11 protein-coding genes are annotated in these 15621 nt (G+C 40.6%); 4 read left to right on the top strand and 7 right to left on the bottom strand.

Translation table 11 applies throughout. The features are described 5' to 3' along the window. Positions 1-9: 9 nt before the first annotated feature. Positions 10-1275, bottom strand: a complete 1266-nt coding sequence (locus H6614_11030; GenBank protein MCB9244199.1) for a glycosyl hydrolase — start codon at positions 1273-1275, stop codon at positions 10-12. Further along, positions 1276-3738, bottom strand: coding sequence for an endopeptidase La (gene lon, locus H6614_11025; GenBank protein MCB9244198.1), 2463 nt, complete (start codon positions 3736-3738; stop codon positions 1276-1278). A gap of 254 nt (positions 3739-3992) precedes the next feature. Between lon and H6614_11020 the strand changes: the two genes are divergently transcribed. Genes H6614_11020 through H6614_11010 form a run of 3 tightly spaced genes read left to right on the top strand, consistent with a single transcriptional unit; the run spans position 3993 to position 8370 of the window. After that, entirely contained in the window at positions 3993-6290 is a 2298-nt protein-coding gene (locus tag H6614_11020) for a tetratricopeptide repeat protein (GenBank protein ID MCB9244197.1), read from the top strand. Between the two features lie 38 nt (positions 6291-6328). Further along, positions 6329-6958: a DNA-3-methyladenine glycosylase gene (locus H6614_11015; GenBank protein MCB9244196.1), complete on the top strand. Its 630-nt coding sequence runs from the start codon at positions 6329-6331 to the stop codon at positions 6956-6958. After that, complete coding sequence (locus H6614_11010; protein MCB9244195.1) at positions 6955-8370, top strand: MBL fold metallo-hydrolase; 1416 nt, start codon at positions 6955-6957, stop codon at positions 8368-8370. Before H6614_11015 ends, H6614_11010 begins: the two co-directional genes overlap by 4 nt. On the opposite strand, the gene H6614_11005 is transcribed toward H6614_11010, so the two are convergent. The 5 genes from H6614_11005 to H6614_10985 form a co-directional block, all read right to left on the bottom strand. Beyond that, positions 8367-9317 carry a mechanosensitive ion channel gene (locus H6614_11005; GenBank protein ID MCB9244194.1) on the bottom strand — a complete coding sequence of 317 codons (951 nt, stop codon included), beginning with the start codon at positions 9315-9317 and terminating at the stop codon, positions 8367-8369. The genes H6614_11010 and H6614_11005 overlap by 4 nt on opposite strands. Positions 9318-9325: 8 nt before the next feature. Further along, positions 9326-10804 carry a glycogen synthase GlgA gene (glgA, locus tag H6614_11000; GenBank protein ID MCB9244193.1) on the bottom strand — a complete coding sequence of 493 codons (1479 nt, stop codon included), beginning with the start codon at positions 10802-10804 and terminating at the stop codon, positions 9326-9328. A gap of 17 nt (positions 10805-10821) precedes the next feature. Continuing rightward, entirely contained in the window at positions 10822-11553 is a 732-nt protein-coding gene (locus tag H6614_10995; protein ID MCB9244192.1) for an esterase family protein, read from the bottom strand. A gap of 40 nt (positions 11554-11593) precedes the next feature. Continuing rightward, entirely contained in the window at positions 11594-11797 is a 204-nt protein-coding gene (locus H6614_10990) for a LysM peptidoglycan-binding domain-containing protein (protein MCB9244191.1), read from the bottom strand. A gap of 140 nt (positions 11798-11937) precedes the next feature. Beyond that, complete coding sequence (locus H6614_10985; protein ID MCB9244190.1) at positions 11938-13404, bottom strand: PQQ-dependent sugar dehydrogenase; 1467 nt, start codon at positions 13402-13404, stop codon at positions 11938-11940. 285 nt (positions 13405-13689) lie between these two features. Between H6614_10985 and H6614_10980 the strand changes: the two genes are divergently transcribed. Then, entirely contained in the window at positions 13690-15618 is a 1929-nt protein-coding gene (locus tag H6614_10980; GenBank protein ID MCB9244189.1) for an ABC transporter substrate-binding protein, read from the top strand. Positions 15619-15621 lie beyond the last annotated feature (3 nt).

The raw sequence follows: 15621 nt of genomic DNA, 5'->3' as shown, positions 1-15621 counted from the left end.
TTTCCGGAATTACTCCAGTGTGTTGGAATAATTCATCAAAGAGAGGACTCCATTGTCCATTCTCATCCATATCGCGGAGTAAAAGTTATTATAAGCATTAATACCGATATAATCACCGAAGAAAACTTTCGAGTTTGGAACAAACGGCGTTTCACTGATCCTTTCATTTATAAAAGTTTCTCCGCCGTCCCTGCTGATCGCCAAATACATATCGGTTTTCAGATCATTATAACTACGCCTGTCATAAAATATTACGTAAATAACACCCGTTTTTGGATCTACAAACATGTGCGACATAAATTGCTCTTTTCCGTTGCCCACCTCGTCGTTATTCACTCTGATCACATTGCTCCACGATTCACCTCCGTCTGATGACTTAACAATAAACACATCGTGATCACCGTTCCTTCTATCTGAAAAATTAATATAAATATTTCCGTTGTATTGTCCGCCTGATGCATCACAGGAGGTAAACGGCAACCCATTACACCTATACAGTCCGGGTATATCATACGCCCATCCTCCAACCTGGTCACAAACCCATATATCCTTACCGAATGTTTTGCCACCGTCGAGAGATTTATCGAACTCTATTCCCCTCGGACCGCTCCAGGCGATATAAACTTCCCCGTCAGGACCTACACACGGTACAGCGCCTTCTACTGTCGAATCCCCATCGCGGCAATCTCCGCCCAGATCTGAAATTATTATCGGATCCGTGAACGAATCGCCTTTATCCATCGATCGGGAAAATAATATTCTACTGCTGTCCTTCGGATTTTTACTTTCGTAATCGTCGAATTGTGTCCAGGAAACATACAAATTTCCGTTATTTTCCAATCCTGTCATATCGGACGCTATCCATTCCTTATCCTGCATCGGCTTTCTTCCAGCATTACCGTATATCCTTCGGCTGCTGCTCCATGACTTACCTCCGTCGGATGATCTTGATATGTAGATTCCCGTATTATTAAAAGTCCCTAGGTGTAAATAATAAGCATTACCGTACTGATCGAAATATAATACCGGATCTCCCCAAACTATCGGTCCGGGAAGTTTCCCCTCACTCCATGATTTTCCTCCGTCGAATGAATAATAATAATTATCCAGGTTTGCTCCCGCTATTATATTATCAGGATTTAGCGGGTTGATATAAATAGACGGTTCTTCTGGTTCATAACCTGCCTGATACACATTTACCTTAACATTTTTTTGCGCAAATGTTAAAGATGTGGTTAGCATAACCAAGATTAGAATTGTGCTGAGTCTGATCATTTAGGAGGATTTCTTTTTATAACCTATACTTTTTTTACCAAACACAAACGAAATAGCCTCATCTGCCTTCCTGACCGGGATAATGTCGAGCTCGTCGATTATTTCTTTTGGAACTTCCGGCAGGTCTTTTAAATTATCTTCCGGGATCAAAACCTTTTTAATACCGCTCCTCAATGCAGCCAATAACTTTTCATTCAACCCGCCAATCGGAAGTATCTCTCCCCGTAATGTGATTTCGCCGGTCATCGCAATATCCGTTTTCGCAGGTATCCCCGTTATTGCGGAAAGCATTGCCATTGCCATCGTTATACCTGCCGAAGGTCCGTCTTTCGGAATAGCACCCTCCGGTAAATGGACGTGTATATCATGTTGTTTGAAAAAGTTCATTGGTATCTTAAATCTGTCAGCATGGGATTTTATGTATGATAAACCTGCCATAGCCGATTCCTTCATTACATCGCCGAGCTTCCCTGTGAGTGTCAGCTTGCCAGTACCCCTCATTATATTTACGTCCGTATGTAAGATATCTCCGCCGTGCGACGTCCATGCCAAACCAAACACCGAACCCACTCTGCCTTTAGTGTCCTGCTCAGCAAGCTTACTTTTATGTTTGGGTACACCAAGGTATTCCGATAAGAGCTCTTCAGTTATCACAATCGACTTCTTCTTACCTTTACTCTTACCAAGGACTATGTCTTTCGTTACCTTTCTTATAACCGATGATATTTCACGTTCCAGACTTCTCACCCCGGCTTCCCGCGTATAATCTTCTATCATTTTTAAAAGTATTGCATCCGAAAATTTCACATCGTTTTTTTCCAATCCATGCTCGGCAAGTTCCTTTGGAATAATGTGTCTCTTTGCTATTTGCACTTTTTCGAAATCCAAATAGCTTCGCATCTCTATTATTTCCATCCTATCCTGCAGAGGAAGCGGAATATTATATTGCACATTCGCCGTAGTTATAAATAATACATTCGACAGGTCATAATCCACATCGAGATAATGATCGTTAAAGCTGTCGTTTTGCTCCGGATCGAGTACTTCCAGCATAGCGCTTGATGGATCTCCGCGGAAATCACTGCTCATTTTATCGATTTCATCTATGAGAATTACCGGGTTAATAGTCCCAGCTTTCTTCATAGCCTGTATTATCTTTCCCGGCATTGAGCCAATATACGTCCTTCTATGACCGCGTATCTCTGCTTCATCCTTTACACCGCCTACAGATATTCTCGTGAATTTCCTATTAAGCGCTCTGGCTATAGACTTTCCTAGGGAAGTCTTACCTACCCCGGGCGGTCCAACCAGGCACAGGATCTGTCCTTTCGGCGCTTTATTTATTCCTTTATCCTTGAGCAGTTTAAGTACAGCTATTAGCTCAAGTATTCTTTCTTTTGGTTTCTCAAGATCATAATGGTCTTCGTCTAGTATTTTTTTGGCATGCTCAAGGTCAAAATTATCTTTTGTTCTTTCGCTCCATGGTACGTCCACCATCCAATCGAGGTAGTTCCTTATCACAGAAAAATCCGGTGACATCTGAGGAGTTTTTCTCAGTTTGTTAAACTCATCCATCGCTTTTTTGAGAACCGGCTCTGGCATTCCTGCGCTGTCTATCTTCTCTCTTATCTTGATTAGATCCGGGTCCGTATCTATATCCTCACCGAGTTCCTCCTGCAAAATGCGTATCTGTTCTTGCACGATGAACTTCCTCTGGTTCTTCTGCATCGCCTGGTAAACCTTATCATCGATGTCCTTCTCGACGTTTAGTATCTCCAGTTCCGAACTCAATGCATATAGAAGTTCATAATATTGGCTGTGAAGGTCCGTCGTTTCAAGTATCCTCTGCTTCTTATGCGCGTCAAGATTTAATGTGGAAGCAATGTAATATAGCTTTCTGTCAGGCTCTTTAATGCTTTCGTATGCAGAATATGTTTCCTGCGGGAACTCCTTATTGGATTCAATGTATTCTTTAAAGACCTTCGATGCCCTGCGAATTAACGCCCTTAGTTCAGTATCATCCTTTATAGAAGTAAACGCAATACTCACCTGCGCAGTCAAAAAACTTCCGGGTGTAAAACTTTGCACCTTTGCCGGAGTGATGCCGTCCACAAGGACCTTTACCAATCCGTTAGGCATTTTTAATACCTGCAATATCTTTGCTATTACACCAGTCCTATACAGATTTTTCTCGTCGGTTTCCTCTACACTCTCGTCTATCTGCGTTAGCAATAGAATGAACTTATCCGATTCGATAGATTTGTTTATTGCATTAATGGATGACTGCCTTCCCGCAAGGATTGGAAAGACCATGTATGGAAATACTACGAGGTCTTTTAATGGTAATACAGGCAGTTCCGTAGGAAGCTTATCATCTTGCCCGTTGCCGGAATGGTGGCTCTCGTCATATAATACCTCACTCTGGCCCTTTAATATCTCATCATTATCTTCGTTATGATACATTTTCTTCTTTTTCTGAAATTATATACTTTTGTGGATTTAAAACAAGAAATAAATATAAATTTACTCCTTTACAGTTTCAATTCTATTAATTTATTGAATAAACAAACGAACTTATTTCGAAGTAAGTGCGTTAAATCCAATGTAAAGAGTAAGTTAAGCTTTCAATTAGTGCCTTGATTAAGGACTCAATTACGAATAATTTTAGCTAAATGATTAAATTACCTGTGATTAGACCTATTGTATTGCTCATTTTATTGAGCTCTGTATTATACCTGTCCGGTTGTAATTATGCCACTCACCGGACTATTTCAAAGACTAATACCGACGAAGAAGATCCGGAACCTGTATATGAAACTTCACTGGATGAAGACTATCAGGACTTTGTTTCGTTTATGTATATGGGTAACAGAGCGACAAATTTCTCAACGTTCTTTAATGTATATTATACAGCAAAGGAAGAATTTGATGAAGCCATGGAGGAGTATCGTACTACGACACTCGCCGCTTACAATAGAAGACTTGATTCACTTAATATAAACTCTTCATTGTCATCGGGTGGGAAAGAAAAACTTAATAATGTAATCAAAGGCGCATCAAAAGTTATACAGTTTAAAAAGAACTCACGTTTCATTGACGATGCCGTTTTACTTATAGGTAAATCATATTACTTCCTTAATGACTTCCTACAGGCTGAAAGAAAGTTTAATGAATTTTTATCTAAACTCAGCTCGAGCGACCTGACCGATGAAGCAAAGCTCTTCCTGGGAAAAACTAAGCTTAAGCTTGGCAAGACAAAAGATGCTGAGACTATTCTTAAAAACCTGGTGACAAACTCTCCTGACAACTCCATTAAATCTGAAGCAGCGCAGGATCTTGCTATTAATGCTGTAAGCAAAAAAGATTATGATATCGCAATTCAGTATTTTGAAGAATCCATAAAATATGCTACCGACTCCGATAAAAAAGCTGAGAAGCAATACATCCTTGGAAAGATATACACTCTTTACAAGCCGACATATGCCGCTGGTGAATACAAAAAGGCAATGAACCTTACTTCAGACTTCGATCTTTCTTTTTTCTCGAAATTGAATTATGCTAAGAGTCTTATCTTTATTAAAGACTATAGACAGGCAGGAAAAATGCTTGAAGAACTAAACAGCAAATATAGAGAATACCCGGAATATAAACAGCTTGTCGAACTTGAAATGGCTAACAACTATTATGCGCAGGGAAATTACAAAAAAGCCCTTCAAAAATACTACGAAGTTATAGTAGAATATCCCGGCACGATTTCTTCTGCCGATGCCTATTATTATATCGCAAATTATTACGAAAACGAAAAGGACGATTACTTAAACGCTCTTGTGAATTACAATAAAGTTGGACAGGAAAGTTCGTATTCCGATTTTACTATTGAAAGCACCAAACGAAGTGTCACTTTAGACAGATATTTTGTTCTTGAAGCAATTATAAACGGGGGAGAAAAAAGGGAGATACCCACTGAAAATTTAAGTGTTGAGAACTATCGAAGAATATATAATGAAGAGAAAGGTCTGGATCAAAATGGTGAAAGTGAAAACCGGACTATCCCGGGTCAGGATGAAGGCGAAGGAAAAGGCATGAAGGGACGTGGTTACCCGCCTATTGACTCTCTCGAACAAGATGATACCGGCGAAAAGCCAGTCAAAGAGCAAAACGGACAACAAGAGAATCTCACTGGCGATACACTCGACCCTACTTCCCAAAATACCATTGTAGTAGACACAACTACATCTAGTGTCGATCCGAAATATGACGCTTATTTTGAAATGGCTGAACTCTTTTATTACAGTCTGGGAAGAGTTGATTCAGCCGAATACTACCTTAATACAATTCTTTCACAATACGATGAGTCTGACAAGATAGCTAAGGTATTATACGCGCTCGCCAATATATATAAGAATTCAGGGGATAATCAGAAAGCAGATAATCTCTTCCAACAGGTTATAAGCGAATATCCTAATTCTATATTTGCCAATGAATCAAGAAAAGTACTCGGTTTGAAGATCGTTGAAGCGGAACATGATCCGTCTGAAGCACTGTATGACGATGCATCCGCTGATGTATTAAATAAACGGTATAGCGACGCCATAACAAAGTTCAGTCGACTTCTCAACGAATATCCATCCAGCAATTTTGTGCCTAATTCACTTTATTCGCTGGGCTGGATGTATGAAAATGTTTTCGGTAGCAATGACTCCGCCATTATTTATTACAGCAGACTAAAGGACGGTTACCCGCAGACAACATTCTACGCTCAGGTAAGCGGAAAACTTAGCGCCATTGAAAATAATCAGAATGGGAACGAAGAGGTAAAAACAAAGGAAGAGGAAACTATTGAAGAAAATACCAATGAAGAAAAGATCGATGAAAACACTGAAGAACAAAACAATGAAGTAATACAAAATAATAATGATGAGAGTGAAATTCCCAAGGAAGTTTTGGAGGAAATACAAAGACAAAACCAGGAGAACAACAAGGATTCCGAAGATTCAGGCGAAAATAAACCTTAAGTCATCTAACCCTGACTGCTAAAAAAAATAGCATCACCATTCAAGATCTTTCACCCTTACCTAAGAAATTCTATCTTAGAGATACGCTGATCGTCGCAAAAGAATTGCTCGGCAAGTTAATCGTCCGCAGAATTGGCAAACGTATCCTTGCCGGAAAGATAGTGGAAACCGAAGCATACATAGGCGACCATGACCCTGCCAGCCATGCATACGGCAGGATAACCCCCAGAAACTCAACTCTATACATGGAAGGCGGCATTTGTTACGTCTATTTCATTTATGGAAATTACTTCTGTTTCAACACAGTAACGGGAAAAGACGGTGAAGGAAGCGGAGTTTTGGTAAGAGCCGTAGAGCCTGTGATTGGCATAAAGAGTATGGAAAAGAATAGACCCAGCATAAAAAACTTTCACGATATCTCTAACGGACCGGGAAAACTTTGCCTTGCATTGGATATAGACAAAAAATTTAATAGAGCAGATATCACTAAGACCGGAAAGATATTTGTATCCGGATTCCCTAAGAAAGAAAAATTTATAACCGCTGTCTCAAAAAGGATAAACATTGGTTTCGACTATGGATGGGAATTTCCTTACAGATTTTTTATAAAGGATAACCCGTTTGTTACAAAACACAAATTCAATAAAGAGATAATCAAAACTTTATGAAGCTAAAATTCTGCGGTGCCGACAGAACCGTTACTGGTTCACAACATTTACTCGAATTAAATGGGAAAAAGATTCTGCTCGACTGCGGGCTGTATCAGGGACGCAGAGAGGAAGCGTATGAGGTCAATAAAAATTTTCTTTTTGATCCCTCCGAACTCCATTGCGTTGTGCTCTCACATGCGCACATCGACCATTCCGGTAATCTTCCCACTCTATATAAAAGAGGATTTACCCGGAATGTCTATTCAACGCCTGCGACGCGCGACCTTTGCGCCATAATGCTTCAGGATAGCGCTTTCCTTCAGGAAAAAGACGTTGAATACGTCAATAAAAAACGTCTCAAAAAAGGAGAGCATTCATATAAACCTCTTTATGGCATCGAAGACGTTCGACCGGTCATGGAAAATTTCAAAGCCATGCCTTACAATAATAAGTTTTATATTGATGGACTCGATGGAAAAGTTGCCGTTACTTTCATTGATGCGGGACACATACTCGGCTCGGCGCAGATCATCCTCGATCTTGAAGAAAAAGGAAAGAAAGTCCGGTTTGGTTTCACCGGTGACTTAGGACGCCCAAACCTCCCCATACTTAGAGATCCTGCGCACATGGGCGACGTGGATTACATTATATCGGAGTCGACATACGGCGGAAGAATTCATGACAAATCTGAACTAATGACAAAACAACTCTCTGACGTCGTGAATACTGCTGTCAAAAATTGCGGAAAAATTATCGTACCTGCATTCAGCGTTGGAAGAACACAGGAAATAGTCTATGCCCTCAATGAACTTTTCAAAGCCAACGCCATCCCGAAGATACCTGTTTTTGTTGATAGCCCTCTTTCGGTAGATGCTACTGAAGTGTTTAAACTTCACCCCGACTGCTTTGATGAGGAAACTTCCGAACTCATTGCTTCAGGTGTAGATGTATTCGGTCTCAGCAATGTCACATACATACGAAGCGTCGAAGAGTCGAAAAAACTAAACAACTTTAACGAGTGCTGTATGATAATCTCTGCCTCCGGTATGTGTGAGGGTGGGAGGATACTACACCACCTTAAAAACAGTATCGAGAATTACAAAACCACTGTACTAATCGTTGGCTTTATGGCTGAGCACACTTTGGGCAGGCGGTTGGTTGAAGCACGCGACCAGGAGGATCCCAAAGTAAAAATCTTCGGTGATACTCATGAAGTTAATGCAAAGATAGTCGTGCTTAATTCCTTCTCCGCTCACGCTGATAGAAACGAACTTCTTGACTACTTCGATAAATTCAACCGTGATAGATTGAGATCCGTCTTCCTTGTTCACGGTGAACTCGATCAGCAGGAAGCATTGAAAGAAGGTTTAACAGATAAAGGTTTTAGAAATATTTTGATACCCGAAAAGGGTGAGGAAGTAAATATTTAAGATTTATTTTGGGGAGGATCACTTTGAGCACCCGAGTCATCCAAACCGCTTATATCACCCGGAGTCTCATCTCCTTTTACTATCGGCAGTACCCCGCTCCTTAAATGCAGATCTCTCTGCGGGAATGGTACCTCGATATTATAATCTTTAAACTTCTGCCACATCTTAAAGTTTACAAGACTGCGGAATACCTTTGGAGTTTTCAAGTATTCTGAGGTCCATACTCTCAAAACAAAATTGTATGTAAAGTCACCAAACTCCAGGAACAATGCTTTTGGGGGTGGGTCCGGCAATATACCCGGCTCTTCAGCCGCAACTTCCAGAAGCGCTTTTCTCACTAAGTTTATATCACTGCTATAACCGACACCAACAGGTATGTCGAACCTTATCTTGTCATCGGTGTATGAAAGGTTCGTCACCTTTGCTGAGATAAATTCCGAGTTAGGTATGATTATCGCTACGTTTGAATTAGTTACAACCGTCGTAGCGCGTATATTGATGGCAGTAACGTTCCCTTCTACTTCACCCACCACTACCCTGTCCCCAAGCTTAATCGGGCGTTCGAATAAAATTATTATACCACTAATGAGATTGTTAACAATATTCTGCAGACCAAAACCAAGACCTACACCCAGCGCGCCGGCTAATACCACCAGCGAACTCAGATCTATACCCATCGTCTGAAGGATGATAACCAGGCCGATTATTACGAACAGATACCTGACGATCGTCGCTATTGCATCACCTACACCGGGCGTTATATGGCTTCGCTTTTGAAGTAATTCCAATATCCACTTTTTTAACTTACCTGTAAAGAATACTAGTAGGACTAAGAAAAAAAGTATGTTCAATACCAGCCACAGTGTTACGTTCGTCGTACCGATATTGAATAAGTGGATACTTAAAAAATCCTTGATCGAATCTACTATTTGCGCGAGGTCACCCAGCAATAGTGTTATATTGAATTATTGATTAACTTATCGTAAAGTTCGACGTATTTACCTGCCGATTTTTTCCACGAAAAATCCTCTCGCATTCCTCTTTGCATTACCTTATGCCATAGTTGCTTATTCGAATATGTATCGACAGCTCTCCTGACAGCATCTAGTAGAGCATCCGATGTAAAATCATAAAACGAGAACCCGTTTCCATTATAAGGGTCTGCGCTTAGATCTATAACTGTGTCGGCTAACCCGCCTGTTGCTCTTACTACGGGTACAGTACCATAAGCGAGCGCGTACATCTGGTTTAGTCCGCAAGGTTCGTATCTCGAAGGCATCAATATCATATCACATCCTGCAGTCATCAGGTGCGAAAGCTCATTGCTATACCCTATATAAGTAAGAAATTTACTAGCATAGGAATAATTTGCAATGTTAAAAAAATTTTCATATTTATCTTCACCACTGCCAAGTATTACAAATTGGAGCCTCATATTCATTAGGTCGGCAAAAATAGGTTCCATTAATTCCAGCCCTTTCTGCCCGGTAAGCCTTGATATTACACCTATCGTTGCAATATCAGGATCGAATTCCCTTTCCAGTCGTTTGAATAGATCTATCTTGTCATTCTGTTTAAATTCTATCGTGTCCACATTATAATTGTATCTTATAAATGCATCCTTGTCAGGATCCCAAACATCGGTATCTATTCCGTTCAATATTCCAAAAAGATGATCACTTCTTGCGGAAAGTACCCCGTCTAGTCCGGCTCCGTATTCCGGTGTTTGGATCTCCAGTGCGTATGTTGGGCTTACAGTTGTAATTACATCTGCGAATAATATACCGGACTTAAGAAATGAAAATGTCCCATCGAATTCATAAGGACCGCCTTGATAGTAATCAGAGTATGAGAGATTTGCGGTTTCAACCAGGTCCGAAGAAAACCTCCCCTGGTATCCTATATTATGGATAGAGAGAAGAGACTTTGTTCCTTCGAACAAGCCGTCCCATTTATAATTGGTTTTCAAATATACTGGGATAAGCGCAGTCTGCCAATCATTGCAATGTATAATATCCGGCGACCATTCCATTCTTTGCAGACCTTCGAGCACCGCGATCTGGAACAGGATAAACCTCTCACCCTCGTCGGGATCATTTGTATAAATACTGTCTCTGTGAAAATATTGCGGGCAATCGACCAGGTAAACGTCTACGTCACTTCCGGGAAGTGTACTATGCCATAAGCCAAACTCAACATGTTTTTCGCCTAACCGTACATCCATACCCCCAAATTCATCCATTAGCTTAAACCCGTACTGATCTATTTTCACGGGCTTGTACATTGGCATGAACAGCTTCACTTCGCAATCGATCTCTGCAAGTGCTTTAGGCAGCGATCCGCACACGTCTGCCAATCCGCCGGTCTTTGCAAACGGAACACACTCGCTCGCTGCAATACAGATCCTCTTTTTTCGCTCCTGAGTTTCAGGCATACATTATGGAAATTCTTTTAGAATTTGGTTTCCAGTATATAAGGTAGCATTTGACGCCATGAAGGCCAGTCATGTGGTACATCATGTCCCCAGAGATCCAGAGTGTGGGGTATTTGCTTCCTGTGCAATATATCCGATAACCTCTTTGAAGATTCCGGGTTTTCATAATTCCCCTGACCGGTCACAATGTAAATGTTCTTATCATTACTCATTTCACTTATTAGACTCTCATCCTCAACATTTGGAAGGTAATGCATAGGTGAATTGAAATAACATATCTCATCAAAGTAATCTTTTGAATAATCTGATAGATCGTATGAACCGCTCATTGCTATTGTACCGAAAAAAATGTCCGGTCTTCTGAAAAAACTGTTCGCAGCATGCAGAGCTCCAAGAGATGCGCCCGTCGTTACTATCTTGTTTAAACCGCCGCTGTCCCTGTGGATGTATGGTACAACTTCGTTCACTACATATTCATTGAATTGCTGGTGTCGGATTGCCTTGTGGCTCGGATGCATCTCGTCGTTTAGCCAGCTCTCACTGTTAATACTATTGATCGAATATACCCTTACCTTACCTGACTCGATCAATGGTTTCAATTCATCTATTAATTGAAATCTTTCGTATTCTAAAAAATCTGCCGCTGCAGTTGGAAACATAAGTAAAGCAAAACCATTATCGCCGTACGCAACTGCTTCCATCTCTTTTTCGAGTACAGGACTATACCAGCTTGTAATTTCTCTCCGCATTAATTTTTATATTTAGATTAGTTTTAAAAAAAATCAGCATTTAGTTGCCTGGTACTGCGCCTGATGCCTCTCCTCCTATTGGAATTACCAGCTCTTGCCCAACCTGGATCTTATCCGGATCGGATAACTGGTCTCGGTTAGCTTCGAATATTGCCATGTATTCATTAGCATCACCATAATACTGTTTTGCTATTGAACTTAACGTTTCACCGCTCTGCACAACATGGATCTTTTGTTCAGCCATTGAAATTTCCTCCTTAAGTTTTTAGTAGAAACTATAATTTACTAATTATAGGTAAGAATTTGAATTCAAAAATAAATTTGGACTTGCCTCAATAAAAAAGCCCGGTCGAGCCGGGCTTTTTAACGAATCTATTTAAGTTGTTATTTTATTAATAACATCTTCTTTGTTTCAGTGAAGCCTTCTGTCTGAAGTGTGTAGAAATATACACCACTTGCAACCGTTGCTCCATTATTATCAGTACCGTTCCATTGTCTCTCGTAATTTCCTGCTGCTTGAGTAGTATTTACAAGGCTCTTTACCTCTTTACCGAGCGTGTTATAAATTGTAAGCTTTACCCCTGTCAGTTCAGGGATAGAATATTTTATAACGGTCGAAGGGTTGAATGGATTTGGGTAGTTCTGCGCAAGCGAGAAATTAAAAGGCGTTCCATTCGGGTTTTGGATTCCAACCGTTGTATTTAGGTTAAATCTGTATATAGTCGAACCCGCACAAATGTATAGCTCTCCGTGTTTATCTACACCAAAAGAATTTATACTGGAAGGTGCTGTTACCAAAAACTGGTCTTCACTGACCGTTCCATTATAAAGTAATTTCCATATCTTCCTGCTGCAATAGTCACCATAAATATACCTTCCGACAAGTTCCGGACGCCTTGAGCCCCTGTAAACATATCCTCCGGTTACAGAACACTCCGTTACGCCGGACCCTGCGCTGGGATACTCTTTAATAGGGAAAGTATAATTTGAAGACGGACCGCAGCCGCTCGTGTTGTATGGATTGTTACCTTCGTAACATCTCCATCCATAATTCTTTCCGTTCTCTATTATATCGATCTCTTCCCATGATTCCTGTCCCACGTCAGCTGCATATATAAACCCTGTTACGGGATCCTGTGAGGTTCTCCATGGATTTCTCATTCCCCATGTAAATACTTCCGGGGCGCCGCCGCCGCCGACAAATGGATTGGTCGAAGGTATTCCATAGTTTTGTGGTCCAACTGTTGTATCTACGTTTATCCTTAAGATCTTTCCCAATAATGTATCGGTAGTTTGAGCCCTGTTGCCCGGATCACCACCGCTGCCTCCGTCACCCATGCAAATGTACAGATAACCGTCCTGCCCAAAGAATAACATACCGCCGTTGTGATTTGTATACGGCTGGTATATTTCCATTAGGATCTGTTCGGTAGATGTATCAGCAACATCAGGATTTGCGCTTACCTGAAATCTTGAGATTCTTGTTCGTCTTACACCTGTTCCTATAGTAGTAGTATAATCTACATAAAAATATCCGTTACTTTGATAGTTAGGATGAAATGCTAACCCCAATAGCCCCATTTCATTACCGCTATTATCGACCCTTGGATCGATATCCATAAAGGTTGTTCGAGCGCTGGTGGTTGAATCGTTTGGCCACACATTTACTACACCTCTTTGCTCGATTACAAATATCCTGTCTGTTGCATCAGGTGCATGTGTCAAAAAAACCGGCCTGGTAAAGGAACCGACATTTGGAAATGCCGTTTGTACTGATATTGTCTGTGAATGTCCGTTAGATGATATCCCCCATATCATTAAGCCCAATAAAAGGCTGAAAAGTTTTTTCATTAAATTATCTCCTGTATTTTGGGATATTATCCCTAAATTACTACTTTGTTAAGACAAAGTTATATATTATATACCAAAAACAAATACAAAAAAATTCCACACTTTCTAAACAAAATTACTTTTTTCGGCATCAGACTTAAATATGGGTAACATAAAACAGTGCAACACTAACAACCCTCGGCTCTGTCTAACTTTCTAGTTAACAAAACCGTAAATGTAATGAGAAGAAACTATTAATTTAAAATATCATTTTGTATATTCAAACTGTTTAAATAAAAGTCTGATATGGGTAAATTAAAAACCTTTTTAGTCCTTTTAGCATCACTCACCCTCATTTCCACTTCATTTCAAAGTTGTTCCACTACAAAAAAGAAAGAATTTAACACACAGCCGGTATCGATCAAAACAAAAGACGTCCCCCCGGGAGCATTACCTGATGTTTCTGCGGAACTTGGAGGCGATGGCTTCACTGGTGAAGGGTGGATAACAAATGACTCATTCCATACTATTGGAAACCCGGAAGCAGTAAAAGGAGGCAGTATTACTCTTTCTATCCCGGATTTCCCATCCACTCTTAGGGTTGTAGGAAAAGATGCTAATTCTTATTGGAATTATCTGATCTATTATCAATTATGTTACGAATCTCTGCTGAATAACGACCCGGTTACCTTGGACTTTGAACCGATGCTTGCTACCCACTGGTGGATATCAGAAGACAAAAAACAGTTTAAATTTAGGATAAACCCTGATGCTAGATGGGCTGATGGAGAAAGAGTTACATCAGCTGACGTTATAGCCACCTGGAAATTGCAGGTTGACCCGGGAATCCTTTCACCTTATAGCAATATCCTCTTCGGCTCCTATGAGGAACCCGTTGCGGAAAGCCCTTACATAGTATCCGTAAAAACAAAAGAACTTAACTGGAGACAGTTTCTATATTTTGCGGGCATGCCTCTGCTCCCTGCTCACGTAATTGGAAATCTTTCGGGAAAGGAATATCTCGAAAAGCACCAGTTCGATTTTATCCCGGGTACCGGAGCCTATGTTGTTGACGTCAACGACGTTAAAAAAGGTCAGTCACTAACTGTTAGAAGAAGAAGCGATTATTGGGGTGCTGACCAAAAATGGAATACTGGAAAGTTTAACTTCGATTATCTACGATTCGAAGTGATTTCCGATTCAAGGCTTGAATTCGAAAGGTTTAAAAAAGGAGACATAGACTTTGTTACACTGACCAGTGTGACTTCTATAGACAAATGGTTTGAACTTGATAAAAACGAAGACTTTAAAAGGGGTTTAATTCTCAAAAGAGACGTTTACAACAAATACCCTAACGGTCCAAGAGGTATCTGCTTTAATATGAGAAAACCTCCGTTCGACGATATTAGAGTTAGAAAAGCTTTTGCATATCTGTTTGATAGAGCAAAGATCGTGGAAAAACTTTACTACGGTCTCCCGGCGCTGGAAGACTCTTACTGGCCAAATTCAGTTTATGCCAATCCAAATAATCCGCAGATAAGGTTCAACTTTGACGAAGCGGTTAAACTACTTGCTGAAGCCGGATGGACAGAAAAGAATGCTGACGGATATCTTGTTAAAGACGGAAAGATATTTGAGGTTGAACTTCCCTACGGAAGCCCGGAGCTTGAAAGGTTCCTTACCATTTACCAGGAAGACTGTAAAAAAGCTGGAATCAAAATAAACCTAAGACAGGTTGACGGTTCAACTAATTTCCAGATCGGTAATCAACGTAATTTTGAAATGATCGTAGCCGCCTGGGGCGGACTTGTTTTCCCCAATCCTGAAAGCAGCTTCGGTCCCGGAACCGCGGATCTGCCTAACTCGACAAACTGGGCCGGCGTTAAAGATGCCCGAATAGATGAATTATGTACTGAATATAATGTTACATTCGATCAAAGAAGAAGGGTTGAGATTATACAGGAGATCGATGCCATACTTGCTAATATGCAGCCGTATGCCCTGTCATGGTATTATCCTTCATCCAGACTCGCATTCTGGAATAAGTTCGGATTCCCCGAAGGTGTATTATCTAAGATCGATGATCCAACGGACGCTATCCCAACATACTGGTTTAACGATCCTGTAAGGGAAGCAGCGTTTGACGACGCTAAAGCAAATAACACATTAACATTACCTCAGGGTGATATTATTGTTAAATATTGGTCTCAAGAGGGCGCAGGTCTAAAAAAATAATCC

The sequence above is a fragment of the Ignavibacteriales bacterium genome (assembly GCA_020635255.1).
Taxonomy (GTDB): domain Bacteria; phylum Bacteroidota; class Ignavibacteria; order Tepidaquicellales; family Tepidaquicellaceae; genus JAEYVS01.
This window is presented reverse-complemented; position numbering and strand designations above follow the sequence as displayed.